The 18,544-nt window shown below is 42.2% G+C and carries 17 protein-coding genes; 11 read left to right on the top strand and 6 right to left on the bottom strand.

Features of this window, described 5'->3' with window-relative positions; translation table 11 throughout:
- The first annotated feature begins 23 nt into the window (after positions 1-23).
- The 6 genes from KDU71_RS16625 to folK all read left to right on the top strand — a co-directional run bounded on the left by KDU71_RS16625 (position 24) and on the right by folK (position 6,867).
- Positions 24-3,980: a T9SS type A sorting domain-containing protein gene (locus tag KDU71_RS16625; protein WP_212192223.1), complete on the top strand. Its 3,957-nt coding sequence runs from the start codon at positions 24-26 to the stop codon at positions 3,978-3,980.
- Positions 3,981-4,231: 251 nt separating this feature from the next.
- Entirely contained in the window at positions 4,232-4,732 is a 501-nt protein-coding gene (locus tag KDU71_RS16620; protein WP_212192222.1) for an RNA polymerase sigma factor, read from the top strand.
- Between the two features lie 156 nt (positions 4,733-4,888).
- Positions 4,889-5,350 carry a GAF domain-containing protein gene (locus KDU71_RS16615; RefSeq protein WP_212192221.1) on the top strand — a complete coding sequence of 154 codons (462 nt, stop codon included), beginning with the start codon at positions 4,889-4,891 and terminating at the stop codon, positions 5,348-5,350.
- The gene (locus KDU71_RS16610; protein ID WP_212192220.1) at positions 5,350-6,069 is read left to right on the top strand and encodes an SDR family NAD(P)-dependent oxidoreductase; all 720 of its coding nucleotides are present in this window, start codon (positions 5,350-5,352) and stop codon (positions 6,067-6,069) included. The genes KDU71_RS16615 and KDU71_RS16610 overlap by 1 nt, the downstream gene beginning before the upstream one ends.
- A gap of 34 nt (positions 6,070-6,103) precedes the next feature.
- A complete protein-coding gene (locus tag KDU71_RS16605; RefSeq protein ID WP_212192219.1) occupies positions 6,104-6,454 on the top strand; it encodes a FolB domain-containing protein in 351 nt (116 codons plus the stop codon).
- A gap of 20 nt (positions 6,455-6,474) precedes the next feature.
- Positions 6,475-6,867: a 2-amino-4-hydroxy-6-hydroxymethyldihydropteridine diphosphokinase gene (gene folK / locus KDU71_RS16600; RefSeq protein ID WP_212192218.1), complete on the top strand. Its 393-nt coding sequence runs from the start codon at positions 6,475-6,477 to the stop codon at positions 6,865-6,867.
- A gap of 74 nt (positions 6,868-6,941) precedes the next feature.
- Here folK and KDU71_RS16595 read toward each other — a convergent pair whose 3' ends face one another.
- Positions 6,942-7,715, bottom strand: a complete 774-nt coding sequence (locus tag KDU71_RS16595; protein ID WP_212192217.1) for a hypothetical protein — start codon at positions 7,713-7,715, stop codon at positions 6,942-6,944.
- 245 nt (positions 7,716-7,960) lie between these two features.
- Here KDU71_RS16595 and KDU71_RS16590 point away from each other — a divergent pair, with 245 nt between their 5' ends.
- The 5 genes from KDU71_RS16590 to KDU71_RS16570 all read left to right on the top strand — a co-directional run bounded on the left by KDU71_RS16590 (position 7,961) and on the right by KDU71_RS16570 (position 13,410).
- Positions 7,961-10,051, top strand: a complete 2,091-nt coding sequence (locus KDU71_RS16590) for a tetratricopeptide repeat protein (protein ID WP_212192216.1) — start codon at positions 7,961-7,963, stop codon at positions 10,049-10,051.
- 13 nt (positions 10,052-10,064) lie between these two features.
- Positions 10,065-11,459 (top strand): sigma-54-dependent transcriptional regulator, encoded by a 1,395-nt coding sequence (locus KDU71_RS16585; RefSeq protein WP_212192215.1) that lies wholly within the window; start codon positions 10,065-10,067, stop codon positions 11,457-11,459.
- A 285-nt stretch (positions 11,460-11,744) separates the two neighbouring features.
- Positions 11,745-12,098 carry a CidA/LrgA family protein gene (locus KDU71_RS16580; RefSeq protein WP_212192214.1) on the top strand — a complete coding sequence of 118 codons (354 nt, stop codon included), beginning with the start codon at positions 11,745-11,747 and terminating at the stop codon, positions 12,096-12,098.
- Complete coding sequence (locus tag KDU71_RS16575) at positions 12,091-12,789, top strand: LrgB family protein (RefSeq protein WP_212192213.1); 699 nt, start codon at positions 12,091-12,093, stop codon at positions 12,787-12,789. Before KDU71_RS16580 ends, KDU71_RS16575 begins: the two co-directional genes overlap by 8 nt.
- 363 nt (positions 12,790-13,152) lie before the next feature.
- On the top strand, positions 13,153-13,410 hold the full coding sequence (locus KDU71_RS16570) for a hypothetical protein (RefSeq protein WP_212192212.1): 258 nt from the start codon (positions 13,153-13,155) through the stop codon (positions 13,408-13,410).
- 239 nt (positions 13,411-13,649) lie between these two features.
- On the opposite strand, the gene KDU71_RS16565 is transcribed toward KDU71_RS16570, so the two are convergent.
- Genes KDU71_RS16565 through KDU71_RS16545 form a run of 5 tightly spaced genes read right to left on the bottom strand, consistent with a single transcriptional unit; the run spans position 13,650 to position 18,526 of the window.
- Positions 13,650-15,110: a monomeric [FeFe] hydrogenase gene (locus KDU71_RS16565; RefSeq protein WP_212192211.1), complete on the bottom strand. Its 1,461-nt coding sequence runs from the start codon at positions 15,108-15,110 to the stop codon at positions 13,650-13,652.
- Positions 15,097-15,366: an NAD(P)H-dependent oxidoreductase subunit E gene (locus KDU71_RS16560; protein WP_212192210.1), complete on the bottom strand. Its 270-nt coding sequence runs from the start codon at positions 15,364-15,366 to the stop codon at positions 15,097-15,099. The genes KDU71_RS16565 and KDU71_RS16560 overlap by 14 nt, the downstream gene beginning before the upstream one ends.
- A 13-nt stretch (positions 15,367-15,379) precedes the next feature.
- Positions 15,380-16,567, bottom strand: coding sequence for a SpoIIE family protein phosphatase (locus KDU71_RS16555; protein ID WP_212192209.1), 1,188 nt, complete (start codon positions 16,565-16,567; stop codon positions 15,380-15,382).
- Positions 16,560-18,269: a [Fe-Fe] hydrogenase large subunit C-terminal domain-containing protein gene (locus KDU71_RS16550; RefSeq protein WP_212192208.1), complete on the bottom strand. Its 1,710-nt coding sequence runs from the start codon at positions 18,267-18,269 to the stop codon at positions 16,560-16,562. The genes KDU71_RS16555 and KDU71_RS16550 overlap by 8 nt, the downstream gene beginning before the upstream one ends.
- Complete coding sequence (locus KDU71_RS16545) at positions 18,260-18,526, bottom strand: (2Fe-2S) ferredoxin domain-containing protein (protein ID WP_212192207.1); 267 nt, start codon at positions 18,524-18,526, stop codon at positions 18,260-18,262. Before KDU71_RS16545 ends, KDU71_RS16550 begins: the two co-directional genes overlap by 10 nt.
- Positions 18,527-18,544 lie beyond the last annotated feature (18 nt).

The following is an 18,544-nucleotide window of genomic DNA, read 5'->3' as shown; positions in this document are numbered from 1 at the left end:
TATAACTTAAACCTATATAATATATGAGAAAATTTTTGACTTTATTTTTAGCTGTAATTGCAATTATTAGTATTACAGTTGTTCTTCAACAAAGGCCAGAGGGGAAAATAAAAAAGTTCAGTAAAAAAAATGGGTATACCTCTGAAGAACTGATTGCAGATCAGGTGCAGAAAAAAATCGAAAGACGAAAACAAGGTTATGCCAAGCAAGATAAGCCAGATAAGTTTTTAGAGTATATTCATTTGCTTAAAACGGGTGGTGAACCAGATAACAACTATTTATTTAATCAGGCTTTACTTGAACTTAAAAAAGCCAGGAAAGTAAATGGCTTAAAAGCATCCGTTAGTTTAGATTGGAAAGAAAGGGGGCCAGGGAATGTAGGGGGCAGAACGCGTGGGTTTATTGCAGATCCGGATGATGCTACTGGTAATACATGGTTTGTTGGACCTGTTGGAGGTGGAGTTTGGAAAACAACTGATACGGGAACAAACTGGACAAGTTTAACCCCGGAATGGCCAAATCTGGCTGTTAGTTGTCTGGCGATGGCCCAGTCAAACACTTCTGTTATCTATGCTGGTACTGGTGAGGGGTTTGGCAACCTTGACGCGATAAAGGGAAATGGAATTTTTAAGTCAACTGATAAAGGTGAAAACTGGGTACAGTTAGGCTCAACCATAGGTGACTCAAATTTTGAGTATGTTAATCGGATGATTGTTAATCCAGATGATGAAAATGAAGTGGTTGTTGTTACCAATACGGGTATATTCAAAACGCTCGATGGTGGTGCAACTTGGAAAGAAAAATATAGTTTGGGTGCAAGTAAAATTCAGGATATTAGATGTTTGTCTGGTGATTTTAATAAGCAATTCGCAGCTGTTAATGGAAAAGGAATTATTAGTTCTATTGATGGTGGAGAGAATTGGTTGATGGCTAAAGAAATAAGTGAAGGTAGAATTGAACTATGTTTGTCAACAGTTGATTCGGATTATATGTATGCCTTAACATCGCAATCTAACCTGTATATTTCAACAGATGGTGGTGATAATTGGCTTGAAAGTACGCCTGAAGAAAAGGTTGTATTTTTATCAGGACAAGGATGGTACAATAATACAATGGTAGCTCACCCTTCTATAAAAAGTCAATTGTTTGTAGGTGGTTTGGATTTGCATAAGGTGGTTGTCGGGGCTAAGGTTTCTGGTCAGGGGACTGACGTGTACGATATTATAGATGGTACTTCGGAGATATTTACATTTCTTAATATTGAAGGACAATACCTGGGTGGTGGCGTTAATGTTGATTTTGCCAAAACTGATTTATTCCGGGATGTTAAAATACAGTTTGGTACTGGTAACTCACAGAAAGCTCACAGATTCACTGATTCGGCTGGAGAGGTTGCTAACCCATCATCATCTTCGTATACTTATAAGGACTATGTAGATGTTCCTTTCGTTGTGACAGATAATGAAACAGGTGAACAGCTAATGGTTTCTTTTAGGGATCATGATAATAATGGTGAGTATAATCTTACTGAAAACTCTTATGAGCAAATTTATGTGCATTCATTGGCCTACAATGCTGGTGCTGCAGATTCGGAAATTGGAATCGATGGAGGAGTTGATACGAAACGAATAATCAGTGTTAACCCTGCAATGGCAAACGGACTAATTTGGGATGTAAATGCGATTCCGAATGTTAGTATAGTTCTGGATAAATATGAACTAAAAAGCAGAAGCATTTCTTCAGAGCAATTGACAGTATGGTATGAAAATACGAGCAGCCCTACCTATGCTCATGCTGATCATCATAATCTTCATGTTATTGAAAGTGCAGGACAACCATTTAGAATTGTAAATTGTAACGATGGTGGAATTGCAATGTCAGATGATGGTGGAGTAAACTGGTCAAGCCCAATAAACGGCTATGTAACAACTCAGTTTTATGGAGTGTCAAAACATCCGGATATTGAAGTCTATATTGGCGGAACACAGGATAATGGTACTTGGTTATCTCCCGAGGGAAGTAGTAAGTTGGGAGCTTGGAGTCGAGCACTTGGTGGAGATGGTTTTGAAACTGCTTGGAATAATAATTCACCTGAAAAAATAGCCATATCGCTATATTATAATGATATACGAATAAGTCATAATGGAGGTGAAAACTGGTTTAGTGCCGGGATACCTGATATGGGTGAGGATAATTCACCTTTTGTAACCCGTATTGCAAACGAAATGTCAGCTCCAGATATGCTTTTGGTGGGTGCAAAATCCGGAATATGGGTGTCCTATGATTTTGGAATTAACTGGTCATCAACTCCGATGCCATCAGGAACCTGGCCTGCTGGCGATTATAATCCACATATAGCTGTTAGTCCAGTGGATAGTAGATATATATGGGCAGGCAACGCGATGTCAGCTAATTATGATATTGCAGTATCTTCCAATGGAGGTAAATCATATAGTAGTGGAAATAAGGCGGATAATGCTGGAGCATATATATCTGATATTATTGCTCATCCTACTGAAGAACGCAGTGCATTTGTTTTATTTGCTGCTAATAACCATTCTAAAATTCTTTATTCAAATGACCTAGGAGATAGTTGGACCGATCTTACTCAGTTTAATAATGGAGAAAGTCAGAATGGCTTTCCTAATGTAGCAGTTTATTCTCTTGCTGTAATGCCCTTTAATACAGATATTATATGGGCTGGTACTGAGATTGGAATTTTTGAGTCTACCGATAAAGGTGCTACATGGCATTTTGCAGATAATGGTTTACCGGCCGTTAGTATCTGGGATATGAAATTTGTTGGCAAACAACTGGTCGTGGGCACACATGGATTAGGAGTTTGGACATTGGATTTTAATGAAATTGTGGAGACTATTAAACCTCCGGTAATTACTTCGGCCTCTAAGTCGCCACTTGGTTATTTCGATTATAAGGTTGACTTATATCGTGATTACGATAAAGTAGAACTTTATATTGATGAACAATTACAAGCCACTTATGAAGATGTATCCGCTGGTGAGTTTCGTATGCAGGTTGAAGTTCAGTCGTTTAAAAGTCAACTCTCTACGCAGGTTTATGCTTACGTTGGTGCAGAAGTTAAGAAGTCAAATTACCTCTGGATGTCCAACCCTCAGTTTGAGGATGCCGTGGAGAAGTATATGAATAGCTTTGCTTCTAGAAGGAATGACTTTAGTGGGGAAGATTTTGTGATATCTGATATGTTGTTTAATGATGCTGCTATTCATTCGACACACCCATATGTTGAGAATAAAGAGTCATACTATGTATTAAACTACCCTATTAAAGTGTTGAATGATAGGGAGGATGCTATATTGTCTTATAGAGATATAGCATTGGTTGAGCCTGGAGAAGTCGGAACTAAATTCGGGGATCCGGAATTTTGGGATTATGTAGTTGTTGAAGGTACTGTTAATGGTTCGACATGGGTGCCATTGGCTGACGGATATGATGTCAATAAGTATGATAAATGGAAAGATTTTGCCGATTCTGCCAATGAATATTCAAATATTAGTTCTCAACCGAACTCTGAAGATTTATTTGTTGAGCATACCATTAACCTTCATGATAAATTTGAGCCAGGAGATGTTATTCTTATTCGTTTCAGAATGCACTCCGACGCAAATTCTGTTGGATGGGGATGGGTGATTGATGATTTAATTATACAGGAAACAGGTACAAGTATCAGTCCAATTAGGGGCGATGACAATGATGTATTTAAAGTTGGGCCGAATCCGGCTACCTCATTTGTTGATTTGACATTAGAGTCTGATGAAAGAGGCGAGGTATCCGTTGTTGTATATGATATGGCAGGAAGAGCTATTGTGGTTAGAGATTTCTATAAAAATTCAACTAATTGGACTCAGCAATTGCAGTTGGGTGATTTGCCAAAGGGCATGAAGATTGTGACCATGAGTATTAATGGTAAGACTTATAAGCAAAAACTATTAATTAAATAGGAACAACAACTTGAGAATAAAAAAGAGGCGCATTATGTGCCTCTTTTTTTGTCTAAATTTTTTTTGAAAGGTTGCTAATTTAGATTGAACATTAAATTAGTTCTGCAACTGTTGTTGTATAAGGATTGTGTGGTGTTGTTATTTAGAATGATTAAAATTAAAAAAGATAAAAGCATCTGAAAATATTGTAAGAAATGTTCTTTTGAAGTATATTTGTTCAACAATTTTGTAACGAAGTAAAACACAACGATATGACCGCAGTACAATTTGATCAACGATTACTTAGCATGCAGGATAAGCTTTTGTACTTTGCATTAAGTTTAACTGCCAATGATGAAGATGCCCGCGATTTGTTGCAGGAAACAACGCTGAAGGCTTTGACTTACCGGGACCAATTTGTAAATAACACCAACTTTAAGGCTTGGGTATTTACAATCATGAAGAACACGTTTATTAACAACTATCGCCGAGTGCAGAAAACCAGGAGCACTTTTGATAGCACAGAAGATGCTATTCGTGCGGCGTATAAAAGGAATTACGCATCCGAAACACCTGAAAATGTATATGCCGTAATGGAAATGAATTCCAAGGTAGAGAAGTTGGATGATGAATTCAGAATTCCGTTTAAAATGCATACGCAAGGATTTAAATACAAGGAAATTGCTGAAAAGCTGGATTTACCAATTGGTACAGTGAAGAGCCGTATATTCTTTACCCGTAAGAAGTTGCAGGAAATGCTTAAGGATAAATAGATTTCTGTTTTGAAAACATATTAACCGGTGTAAATTTGTAATTTGCACCGGTTTTTTATTAATAATAAAGTATTTCGGGGAAGATATTCCTCTCGGGTTTGACTAATTGAAGAAAAAAGTTAAAAATACTTAGATTAAATCTTAGCGATATTCTATATGAACGAACAAAGCAAAATTAAACGATACGAGCGCGTATATGAACAGATTAAAGAGCTCATTCAGGCAACGACTAATCCAGTGTCGCGCATGGCTACAATTAATGCTATTCTGCAACATAAATTTAGCTATTACTATTGGACTGGTTTTTATGAATTAATTGAAGGTGAATTGCTGGTAGGGGCCTATCAGGGACCCGTTGCATGCCTTAAGTTAAAAAAGGATACAGGTGTTTGCTGGGCCGGTATAAATAGTGGAGAAACTGTTGTTGTTGATAATGTGCATGATTTTCCGGGGCATATTGCGTGTTCATCGGCCAGCAATTCAGAGATTGTAGTACCTGTTTTTGATAAGGAAAAGCGTGTGGTAGCCGTATTGGATGTTGATAGTAAGGAATACTCTGCGTTTGACCAGGCTGATAAAGCTGGGCTAGAAAAGATTGTTGCACTAATTTACGGATAATGAATAAGCAGGTGTTAATTACAGGGGGAGCCAAGCGCGTAGGCAGGTATCTGTCACAGCATTTTGCAAGGGCTGGATACGATGTGCTGATTCATGTTAATCAAAGCCAGAAGGAAGGGGAGCTATTAGTGACCGAGTTGAGTGACAAATATCCTGACCAGCAGTTTACTCTCTTGACTTACAATTTAAGCGATTGGAAGCAACTACCTGCATATATTAAGCAGGTGTTCGGCGATTATGGTATACCCGATGTGATTATTCATAACGCCAGCCGTTATGCGCCAGGTACTTTGCGAGAAGTATCTTTGCAAGATATGGAAGAGATGATGGCCATTCACTTGTATGCCCCTATGATTATTGGGCAGCAGTATCGAAAAGTCGGAGGACATGGATCTATTATTAACCTGTTAGATACTGCCATCATTACCAATGATACGTCGCATGCCATGTATCTGTTAGCTAAAAAGAGTTTGGCAGAATATACCAAAATGTCTGCCTTAGAATGGGCGCCCGAGATAAGAGTGAATGGTATAGCGCTTGGTCCCGTGCTACCACCGGAAGGCAAAGATGATAGTTATTTTAATTCAGTGGTTGGAAGTACACCACTGAAAAACAAAGTGGAACTGGCTAATATTGCATCAACCATCGATTTGATTATTACTAATGAAAACATCAGTGGCCAGATTATCTATTGTGATTCTGCTCAACATTTAATATAGTTGTTCGTTTTATCCATAGACCAAAAACTATACTATGGGTAAATTAAAGATAAAGAACTTGTTGCTGCGGAGCTATGTTGGTTTTAATCCACATGAAATAGGTAAGCGACAAGATGTAATGCTGAATATCACCATTCACTACGCAAGCGGCAAAGAAGAATTAAGTGATTTGCCCGATGATGCCCTTGATTATCGCACCATTACTAAACAAATTATTGAGAAGGTAGAGAATAGCCGCTTTAACTTGCTCGAAGCGCTGGCACGCATGATTCTCGATACTATTATGCAGTATGAGCGGGTTCAGTCGGTCGAAGTAGAGGTGGATAAGCTGCATGCCTTGCGTTTCTCCGAGAGTGTTTCGATTACCCTTTCTGCTCAAAAATAAATGCTTTTAAGTTTTAGCCAATGAAACAAGATCGTGCAGTATATGCCGTTATAGGACTTGGCTCAAATATTAGTGCCGAGACGAAAATACCTGAAGCCTTGCATGAGCTTAATCGGATTGCAGAAGTCATTAAAACTTCTAAGGTGATGACCACACAACCAATTGGGATTACAGAACAGGCTGATTTTTCAAACTGTGCGGTGCTCATACTGGTGAAAATGCCTTTTGAAGTACTGAATGCAAAGCTAAAGGCGATAGAAGATAAAATGGGAAGGGATAGAAGCCGCCCCAAATTTGGTCCGCGCGAAATTGATCTGGATATTGTTGTTTACGATGATGAGATTACAGATGATGATTATTACACCCGCGATTTTTTGAAGGAGTTGGTTAATCAGGTGTGGGCAAAAAAATAGAGTTGGCTCGCCAGAACCAACTCTACACCTTTATCACCATTATTAACCTAACCTTTGCTAGGTATGAAAAGAAATTACAGTTTAAAACTCTTGCCGATATTTAACGAGAACCATAGCAGATCTTTATCTATTCCTGTTGGCTCAAGAGCCTCTAATGTTCTCTGATAGTTAATACCTGTTCGCAAAGATATTGCCTTAATATTAAAGGAACATGACAAATGTTGTGAGAAGAATCCCCAACCGGGCTCAATACGGTTATCTACCGCTCCTTGATTGTTGCTAATCACAGACTTAGCTTCCAGATTGACCTTCTTGTAACTTTTGTTAAATTTCATTAAAAATTCATGAATACCAGCAGCACGTATATTCATGTCCCTGCCCAGTTGATGATAGTAGTAAAAATCATAACCAGTTGTTAGCTTCAGACCGTTACTCTTGGATAACATAAACGGAAAATGGATGCCTGCATTATATTTCATACCCTGGTAATAGTTCTGTTTGTCCGACTCTTCGTTAACGGGCAGATACCAATAGTTAACATAGCCATGCAGGTTGATATTCCAATCCTGTTCTCGTTTGTAAATATTAACACTGTGATCGATTATGATGTCCCACTCATCCAGCGCATGAAATTGTCTGTCGTATGGAAGGCTGAACCAGGCCATAACAGTTGGGCCATTGTTAAAACTATAATACACGCCAGGTTGAAAACAGGCCTGATTGGCACTTAATGTACGACCGTGGGCAATGTAGTTAGTCGTGTTTCCCCAGTCGACGCTTAGGTTATTTTGGGCGTCAACCTGTGTCGCAATGACAGCAAATAGAGCCATCAAAACTAATTTTTTCATAGTGTTCCCTTAATATTGCATTGATAAAATCAGGACAAAAATAATGCGCTGAACCACTGATAAACAATGACTTTATGCGGCAAAAAAACATGATAAAAATCGCTGTGTTAACAGATGTGAATAGTTGCTGCTATGTGGCACTGCTACAGGTGCTTTAATCCGCCTTTTTTAAAGAAGTAGACCGTTGGCAGTAGTGTTTATAAAAACTTTTCTATTTTTAAACGACAAACGATTCCTTAAAACCCATGCGTCAGCCAACTATCTCAAAATACCTGTTTCCGTTAATTTGTTTGTTACTTGCATTGTGCCATTGGCCTGGTATAAGCGCTCAGGATGACAGCAATGAAGCCTTGCTGAAAAAGCTACAGAATGCCTCTACTAAAGAGCAGGTGCAGATTTACAATAAACTGTCTAAATCACATATCTACAGTGACCCACAGCGTGCCATTAAGTATGCCGAGCAGGCCCTGCAGATAGCCAGCCGCATTGATGATAAGCGCGGCAAGGCCGAGGCATACAATAACCTGGGGATGGGCTATTATTTTACCAACGACTATGAGCGCTTGCTGGAGTCGTATCGAAAATCACTTCTTGAGTATCGACTTATTGGTGATAACCAAAGTATGTCTACCCTTTCGTCTACCTATTTTCGTTTGAGTCAGTCCGAAAAAGCGTTGAAGAACTACAAGCGTTCGCTCAATCTGTATATCACTGAAAAGAACTGGAAAAAAATTGCAGAGACCTATAAGAATATGGCCGATGTTTACAAAAATATAGCCGACTATTCGCAGGCATTGACCTATTATGAGAAGGCACTGGAGATGGTAGAAGAAGAGGAAGGGGACGAAGCCAAAAGTGAGGTAATTCGACTGTTGGATCAGATTGGCCAGATATGGTTTTACCAGAAAGAGTATGATACAGCCCTGATTTATTTTACTCGCATGCAGCAGATGCTGGAAGAACGGGGCGATCGGCAGAATGTGTCCATACTATTGAGCAACATAGCCAATGCCTATTTTTTTAAAGGTGATTTGGAGCAGGCGCATGAGTATTACCAGAACGCGCTGAAGATGCAGATTGAGCAAAACGGGCACTGGGAAGCAGCTATGAGTTTGATGCGTATTGGTATGATTGAGGCGCAAAGAGAAAATTATCGGAAAGCCATTAGTAGCTACAATAAAAGTGTGAAGTTGGCAAAGGTGGCGGATGCCAATGATTTACTGCGCGATAATTACCTGGTGTTATCGGAGGCATATGAGGCACTTGGCAATTACCAGAAGGCCTATGAGTACCGGATTTTGCATTCCGATCTGTCGGAAGCTATGGTGATGGAAGAGAACATCACCAACTTTGTGGATGCCCTGGCTCTGCAGGCTCTGGAAGAGAAGCAGCGTGAGAATGAGATATTGCAAACCAAAAACAAAAACTACCTATTGGAATTGGAAAAGGAGAACCTTATAAAATGGCGCCTGTCATTTGGGTTTACCATTATCATTACTTCCATCCTGGTGTTTATCATCTATTACCGCTACTACCTCAAAGGGCAGGAAAATAAGAACCTGGAGCAGCGCATTGCCGAAGCCCTGAAAAAACAGGAGGAGCAACAGCAAATAATCATGCACCAAAGCAGTTTGACTTCGTTGGGTGAGCTGGCGGCGGGTATTGCCCACGAAATCAACCAACCCGTGCAGAACATCTCCTTGTCGGCCGAGAGTATTAAGTACGAGCTGATGGAGGAGCAGGCAGATAGAGAATTCCTCAATAAATCGGTGAATGAAATATTTGAAGACATTGTCCGGGTGCGTCAGATTGTGGATCATATACGCATATTTAGCAGTGGGCAAAAGGACGAGGTGGAAGAGGAGTTTGATGTGAGTGAATGTGTGCGTGCGGCCACCTCCATGATTGGTAGTCAGTATGCCAATCACCACATTAGCCTCTTTACAAATTTGTCTGGTGACTTGCCTTGCGTCTTGGGTAATCCCCACAAACTGGAGCAGGTAATACACAACCTGCTGTCGAATGCGAAAGATGCTGTGGAGGAACGCAAACACCAAGAACCAGAACTAAAGATGCAGGTGACCATAGAAACCTACTATGAAAATGAAAATGTGTATCTATGCATCCGTGATAATGGAGTGGGCATATCGCATAATCGTAAAACCGATATATTCCTGCCATTTGTAACCAGCAAACAGCTGGGAAAAGGTACTGGTTTAGGCTTATCAATATCATATAGCCTCATTAAAGAAATGCGGGGGCGCATTGAAGTAGAAAGTGAACCGGGCAAAGGAACCGCTATGGTGGTGATTTTACCACTGGCTGATAATTTATAGAAAACAGAATTAAATGAACGAGCTGAAAGTACTCATACTAGACGATGAATCTCGTATAACCGAAAAGCTGAAATATCACCTTGAGAAGCGTAAATTCAATGTTTTTACTGCTAATACGCCCAATGAGGGCTTTGCGGTGTTGGAAAAGGAGCGGCCAGGGGTGCTTATTCTGGATGTGATGCTGCCGGGCATGAACGGGCTGGACATCCTGAAGAAAGTCAAGCAAGAGTACCCCAACCTGGAGATCATCATGATTAGCGGTTATGGTGATATGGACATGGTGATACAGGCTATGCGGCAGGGTGCATCGGATTTTATTCGTAAACCCTTTCAGATTATGGATATACAGCTGGCTATTGAGCGTACTGAGAAGTTTCTGCTTATGCAGTCGAAGCTCGAAGCAGCTGAAAACCGTGGGGCACTGGTGTCAAAGGAGTTGGAGGGCATGATTGAAAAGGATTTTGTTGGCGAGAGTCTGCAGATAAAAAAGGTGCTGCAGATGGCTCTGAAGGCGGCCGAAGATGGCGATGTAAATGTGCTGGTGACTGGCGAGAACGGTACTGGTAAGGAAATCATCTCACGCATCATTCACTTTGGCAGTCCGCGTAAGAAGCAGGTGTTCGCGCCTGTTAATAGCTCGGCCATTCCTGAAACCTTGCTCGAGAGTGAGTTTTTTGGCCATGTAAAAGGTGCTTTTACCGATGCGCGCGATGAGAAGAAGGGCTATTTTGAACTGGCTAATAAGGGCACCCTGTTCCTGGATGAAATTGCAGATATGCCTTATGCCTTGCAGGCCAAACTGCTGCGGGCTATCGAAGAAAACCGGATTAAACGTGTTGGTAGTAATAAAGAGATACCGGTTGATGTGCGCATCATTTCAGCCACCAATAAAAACATCGAGGAACTGATCAACGAAAAGCAATTCAGAATCGACTTGTTTCACCGGATTAACACCATTGAAATAAACATACCGCCACTACGCGAGCGCCCCGAAGACGTGTTGCCCTTGTTGAAGCATTTTGTGAAGGACATTGCCAAGCGCAAGCGTAAGAGTGTGCCTGCAATTGCTCCAGCATTAGTGAATAAGTTGCAGCGCTATCACTTTCCGGGCAATGTGCGCGAGCTGCGCAATATGGTGGAGCGGGCCATGATTTTAGCAGATAGCGACACCCTGCAACCCGAAGATTTTCCTTTAAGGGGAGAAGATACAGCAGCTAAGCCGGCTGTGACCAACGGCACGCTTAATATTGATGAGCACGAACAGCAGCTGATTGAGGCCGCCCTGAAGCAAACTGAGTTTAATCAGACAAAGGCAGCAACTCTGCTCGGTATCAGTCGTGATGCCCTCAAACGAAAAATCAAGAAATTCAATATTGAAATAGTGAAGGGGATAGGGCTGGATGAGTAATGCCTATATTCTCCACCGCAGAGTTGAAGGAACAAGCAGAGTATGTCCAGTAATTCTCTCAGCTACCATGCGTAAAGACACGGTTAGTCCGCTTAATTGATTTTACTGCAGAGGTAAAGAAGTAAAAAGAGAATTTTTAGCAATTCTCTTTGTTATCGGAGTTCTCTGCGGTTAATCCAAGTATTGTAAATCAATCTTAACGCTTGTGTCTAAAGTTTAACAAGTCATATTATTGTCCACTATTCCCTTATCTTTGCACACTTCAAATACACATAGGGGAAGAGAATGAGAATATTTAGGCAATTAGCCATTATACTATCAATCAATTTTGCGGGCGAACTTCTTAGTAAAGGCTTGTCATTGCCCTTACCCGGAAGTATTGTGGGCATGCTAATCTTACTTATCCTTTTAATCACCGGAGTTGTAAAGGAGGCGCATATTGCCGAAACGGCTAACTTCTTTCTTGAGAAGATGCCTTTCTTTTTTATTCCTGCCGGGGTGAGTGTGATGGTGGCCTACCAGTTAATTGACGGACACCTGGCAGGGGTTATCGGCACCATTGTACTATCTACTCTGCTTGTAATGGTGGTTTCAGCGCTGGTTACTCAATTCATAATTAAAAAGAAGAACAATGATTGAGGCTTTAACCAATAATCACCTGTTTGGCATACTGCTTACCGTAGGTCTGTTTTATGGCGGCATGTGGCTGCGCAATTACTTTCGAAAGAACTGGATTAACCCATTGCTCATAAGCATATTTGTGATTGTGGTGCTATTGCAGTTGGCCCATATACCCTATGAGCAATACATGCAGGGAGCCGGTATTATTCATGATTTCCTGGGGCCTGTTACGGTAGTGCTGGCCTTACCCTTGTATCGTCAGCGCAGGCTGTTGGTGAAATATAAGCTGGCTATTATCAGTGGTATTGTCAGTGGCGTGTTGGCCTCTCTTGTTTCGGTGTTACTTTTGGGGCGTGTGTTTGGCCTCAACGACATGCTGGAACGCTCCCTTTTGCCGCATTCCATTACAACGCCCATTGGTATTGCGCTTAGTAATGATATAGGCGGTATCGAAGGGATAACGGTGGTATCTATTATTCTGACCGGCCTGATAGGGGCTTCGATGGCAAGTGTAATTTTTCGTTTATTGCGCATCACACATCCTATAGCCAAAGGTTTAGGCTTAGGTACTGCGGCCCACGCCATAGGCACTTCCAAAGCCATTGAAATGGGCGAAACAGAAGGTGCTGTCAGCAGCTTGTCCATCGGGGTAGCTGCTATTATCACGGTTGTGTTGGTGGCCATTATGCAAATAGCAGGCTGGTACTGATTTGTTATGTATATCTGCCCCTCGCTACCTTCTGTGCATTCTAACTTTATTAAAGATGCTCGTGCTTAAGGACACGCCAGATAGCAGAGGGAGAGTAGATAATATCAGGCATCATATTTTTGATACTACTTGAAGATGGCGTAAATTATTATACCTAAAAACTTTAATATTAGGATGATGAGGCCTTTTTCTATATCTGTCATTTTTCTTGTGTTCATCACAATTGGATGCGACAATGATTCGGCTTTGGAGGATTTTCTGCAACAGGAAAGCTTGGATGTTGAGTAGCTCATTGGTGACTGGAACTGGGAGGCTACTAATGGAGGATGGACTAATATTACTCTGGAGACAGAGGGTTATGAAATGACCATATCCTTTAATAGTAACCGACTTTTTAGGGAGTGTGTGGATGCAAAACTTAGGCGAGAGACCTATTACCGGATAGATACGGTTGTAAGTGCAATGGATGATAAGAAGCTCTACAAAATCTATTATTTTGATGGTGAAAGAGAGCAGCGTTTCGTGTTTGATTTTGTGAATGAAAAGTCCGGGTTATTTCTTTACGATATAGGTTGTTTTGATTGTGCTAGTACGCATGCTTTCTCCAGAATTACCGATTAGACTTTTTTCTATCATAGATTGCTGCCAACACCTGTGTTTCCGCATGTAGTTAACTGCAATAAGTAAAAGATTCACTCATGATAGCAAAGCTCTATGACTTAATGGGATACCACTATTACGCATTAAACCCACCCGGCATGTGGAGACCGGATGGGTTCAATTAACCAAAAGGAATGTATAAAAAATAACCGAATGGGTGTGTGACTGCTCGTTAGCAGTGGCCATTCGCTTATGTGCAATTACTCGTTAAGTGCTTCTGCGGGTTCAATCTCCCGAATAGCATTTTTTAGTTTGTTCTGGCTCACTTTTAATGGGGCCACATTAACGGGCCCGCTGATGCATCCGCCGTCGCAGGCCATTACTTCATAAAAGGCTGTGGTATGTTGTTTTTTTCCAGGCAGTGCTTTCAGCAGACGAATACTTTTTTTGTCGATACCATCTATTAGCTCGGTACTGATTTGCAGGCCGGCCGATAGTACTGATCGAATGGCATTTGTTACGCCACCCGAGGCTGCGTAGCCACGGCTTTCGGGACGCACATTGTCAGATATACCAGCGTTGGGACTTACCGTTTCCAGGTCGATCTTCAGCGCGGCAAACAGGGCGCCCAGTTCTTCGGTGGTAATCACATAGTCGATATTCGGATTCTGATAGGCTTCGGAACGTTTAGCCAAGCAAGGGCCAATAAACACGGCCTTATGGTCAGGATAACGTTCTTTGGCTATGTCTGCCGTATAGTCCATTGGTGATGGCGTATGACTGATAAATGGTTTCAATTCAGGTGCATGCTTCTCAGAAAACTGTACATAAGAAGGGCAGCATGAGGTGGTCATAAATGGAGCACCTTCCTCCAGACGTTCCAGTAGTTCGCTGGTTTCATGGTCGGTGGTCATGTTAGCCCCTTCGGCCACTTCAATCACGGCATCAAAGCCAATTGACTCTATGCTGCTTAATATTTGTGTGGCACTGGCTTTAAACTGGCTCAGAATGGCGGGTGCCACCATGGCTACCGTTTTCTCTTTCTGATGCTTGATATTATAAAAAAGGTTTAATATCTGCGATTTCTCAGAGATGGCACCAAAGGGGCAGGCCGTCATGCATTTGCCACAATGGATGCACTTATCAAAGTCAATCTTTTCAATGCCATCGGCATTTTTGCGAATGGCTTTTACCGGGCACGATTCTTCACAAGGAACAGGCAGATAGGCAATGGCATGAAAGGGGCAGGCTTTATGGCAAATGCCGCAATTAACACATTTTTGATGGTCAATATTGGCTTTGCCGTTAATCACCATGATGGCATCCTTGGGGCAGTTGACCTGGCAGGGACGCCCTTCGCAACCCTGGCACAAGTTACTTACTGTGTAGTTGACCTGCACACACGAGCTACATGCTTCATCTACCACTGTCAGGAAATTGCCATTCTGCGTATAGCCTTTTAATGCCTGTTCAGCATACTCACGTAATGGCGTTAATTCGTCCTCCTCATCGGCTATGTTAAACCCAAGCAGTGCCATAATCTTGTATTTGAGTACAGCCCTGTCCTTATGCACACAGCAGCGGATGGGTGAGTTGGTGCGTGGCCGCATCTGCAGTGGTATGCGATCAATCTCATCCAGCAGTGCGTCGTTGTTCAGTAGCTTAATCAGGCGCACCAGCAGCTCCCTCTTCGTTATAACAGCGTTGTTATAATACGTCATTATTATCGAGTGTTAGTAGTTGTTTAATAATCTTTTGTGTGCTTGCGTTGTTGAGTTCTTCACCGTTAATAAGAACACAGGGATGCAGCTTTTCATTGGTATCGCATTTACCAATGCATGGAATCCCTTCAATGCTCACTTTGTCTTTCAATTGGTCAGGTAATGCTTCAATAAGCAAGTGTAACTCGGCACCGCCCATTATATAGCACATGGTGCCACAGCATAACTGAACTTTGTATTTTGGTGTTGTCAGCATAATTGATTGTTGCTTACAGGTATTCTATTTCCAGTGTTTTTAAAAACTTATCTTCCAGTATGGCCGCTATCTTTTTAATGATGTTGCGCCTTATCTCCAGTTCAACGGGCAGATTAGGGTCCTGGTGAGCATTATTAATTTGTGTGCCCGCCAGTATGAGTATCGAGTCGCTATCAAGAAATAGTTTGACCATCCTTTCAGCCGGTCCGTCGCCTGTTACCGAATGACTGTTTAATTGCTCCAATATTGATGAAACTTTTCCCAGTGTGAGGATGCCCTCTGTTATCAGGTCAATGCCATCCATCTCTGCCACAGGCGGCAGTTCTGGGTTATAGTTGTTCAGTTCAATGCTTATCTCGCGTTTCAGTTCGCGCGAGATAATTTTTGAGGTGGTACCTCCACAGATGATTTTCTTACCCTTAAAGTTATCAATACGTTCGGCCAGCAGGGCATCGTAGTTTTTATAATACGGAGGTCCTGAAGCCAGTACCAGTTTGCGTGGCTCTCGGCAATAGATGACCTGGCAGGTGGCATCGTCTTTGAAGCTGTTGGCATCATTGGCTTTGGCCCGTTGCATAATTTTGCGGGCCAGCTGCCGGGCCGACAGGTCGGGGCAGCTTCTGATGTTCTGGCGGATAAACTCCTTGAGGCCATCGGTTCCCCAGCCAAAAGGGGTGTTGGCATTACCCATGCCCGATTGTGTGATGCCGTCCGACACCATAATAATGCGATCCTCCTTCAATAATTTAAGACTCGAATATAGTACCTCTGCCGACTGACCTTCGGGACGCTGCACCTTTTTTGCCGTGGGCTTTAGGTCGATAAAGTCGCCGTTGCGATATATTAGAATAGGCGGATTATCGTATTCTACAATGTTGGCATCGCCAAAGCAGTTAATATCCAGAATGCTAAAGGTAGAATAACTTATCTGACGCTTCGAATCTACCGGCAGCGTATTCATGATAAAGTCGGAGGTGTGCTCCAACGGATCGTTCTTGGCAGTAAATTGAAGGGCCATGCTGGTGGTCATGGTGGCCAGTATATTAGCTTTTACGCCTGAGCCCAATCCATCAGACAGCACAGTAATCAATCTGTCTTCCTCTTTTAGCTTGCGCGACTCACATGAATCACCGCAAACGTTTTGCAAGGCTTTGGTCTCCTGGCACAATTCTGCTTCTATGTAAAAACACCGGTTATGCATGCTCATTATTTTGGGCATCCAATATGGAGTTCAGCAACGAATCGGTGAATGAGGCATTCTCACCCAGCAAAAACGCAATCTTCTGAACCGTCTCCATGTTCTTTTTAATCACCTCTTTGGTTCTTTTCTCCACAATGTCTTGTCTGAATTGTGGCTGCTGGGCGCTCTGTATAATACCGGTTACCAGCTTGTGTTTTTGAATGTTGAAGATGGATAACTGAAGGTTACGGTTATTTTCCTGTACAGGAAGCTCGTAATATTCTTTCCCGGTGTGAATGGCTGTTTTAAACAGCTTGGCAAAGGAGCTTAATTTGCTCATGTCGGCCCCGCGCATGACCGGATTGGCCTCGTAGCACAGCTCGGTTTCGTTACCCATCAAGCGGGCAAAGCTGGCATTCATCTCCACCACTTTGCAGTTTTCATCCACTATGACTACCCCCGATGGAATTTTTTGTAACAGAATAGTGGCTTTATGGTGAGCCACCATGCGCATGTATGAAACACACATAGCTGTTTCGGCATTGCCACTTAGCAGTGCGTGGGCAAAATCGCGACAAGTATCGTAACCGCAACCGCTGCAGTTGAGCTCGTCAGCCACGCTGTTTTTCCCGATGCTGTGCAGGGCTTCCTTTATCTGTTCTGCTCCGAATGGTTCCTTCTCCACCGTTTCTATATTGAAAAAGTCGCGTTCGATATTCACAGCCTGTTCTTCTTTTCTGTCTGTTTCGCAGCTGTTTTGACGCTGGCAGAAGCTGTTACGAACCTGGAGATATTTACTGGCAACAGCGGATTTAGCGCTCATGCCCGGCCCGTTAAGACAGCCCGTTTCGCAGGAAAGCAGCTCCAAAAATAGAGGTTTGTCGTGGCCCAGTTCATCTAAATTATCCAGTACATTACGTACCATGTTCTGACCAGTAAAGCTCATGAAGGTGCTTTCATCATTCTTGTTTTCTCGCCTGATAGTTTCTACCATGCCACCATCCAGGGGATAGATGACACCTTCACGAGCTGGGTAAGGGCTAAAGGATATTTGTTTATCTGTTTGTGTGTTTATTTTTTCTGATTTGATCCAGTCGTTAAGCTCCTGAAAGGTCAAGGATACATCAACCAGATCAGAATAATCAGCTTCTGATTTCTTGCCGATGCATGGGCCGATGAATACCACACCTATTTCCTGACCATACCATTGACGCAGCATGCGTGCATGTGTCAGCATGGGTGACATATAGGGTGTAATAGCCATGGTGTGTTGAGGGTAGTATTTGCGTATGAGCTCTACCACCACTGGGCAAGCCGATGAAATATATACACCCGATTGGCGTACGTTCAGATAATTAGCCACTTGCCTGGATACCTCCTGGGCTCCAATAGCAGTTTCTGAAACACCTGTAAATCCCAGAGCATTAAGTTTACTCAGGAGGTTTTGTGAGTCTATTCCGTATTCGGCAACGTAAGATGGTGCCAGTGATACATACACTTCCTTTTTTTCTTTCAGCAGCAGTTTGGCTCTGGAAATACCGTCTCTTACTTTTTTGGCACCGGTAGGGCAGATGGCCACACAATGCCCACAATAGATACATAAAGAATCAACCACCGAGGCCCGGTTGTCACTCACCTTAATGGCTTTGGTAGGGCACTCGCGGATGCATTTGTAGCAATCCTTACAGTCGTTTGTTTCGGTATATATTGGTTTTAAATGCATGTGGCCTTATCAAAGTGTTTGGACAAAATAGTTGGAAGGTTGCTCGGGGTGACTTCTTCAAAAACAATTTCATCAAGTTCAATAACCGGCCCCCTGTTGCACATCTCATGGCACAGGTGTCCTCTGAAATCAATTTGAGAATCGATCTTTCGCTCTTTCACGAAATCCTGTATTATTTTCAGATTCTCGGCATTGCCCCTGGAATGACATGAGCTGCCGAGGCATATCAGAATCTTGTGAGAAATTGTTGCTTCCATGGTCATTTTGTTTGATGC

The sequence above is a fragment of the Carboxylicivirga sediminis genome (assembly GCF_018156225.1).
GTDB classification, from domain to species: Bacteria; Bacteroidota; Bacteroidia; order Bacteroidales; family Marinilabiliaceae; genus Carboxylicivirga; species Carboxylicivirga sediminis.
Note: the sequence above shows the minus strand (reverse complement) of the source record. Positions and strands in the feature narration are given on the sequence as shown.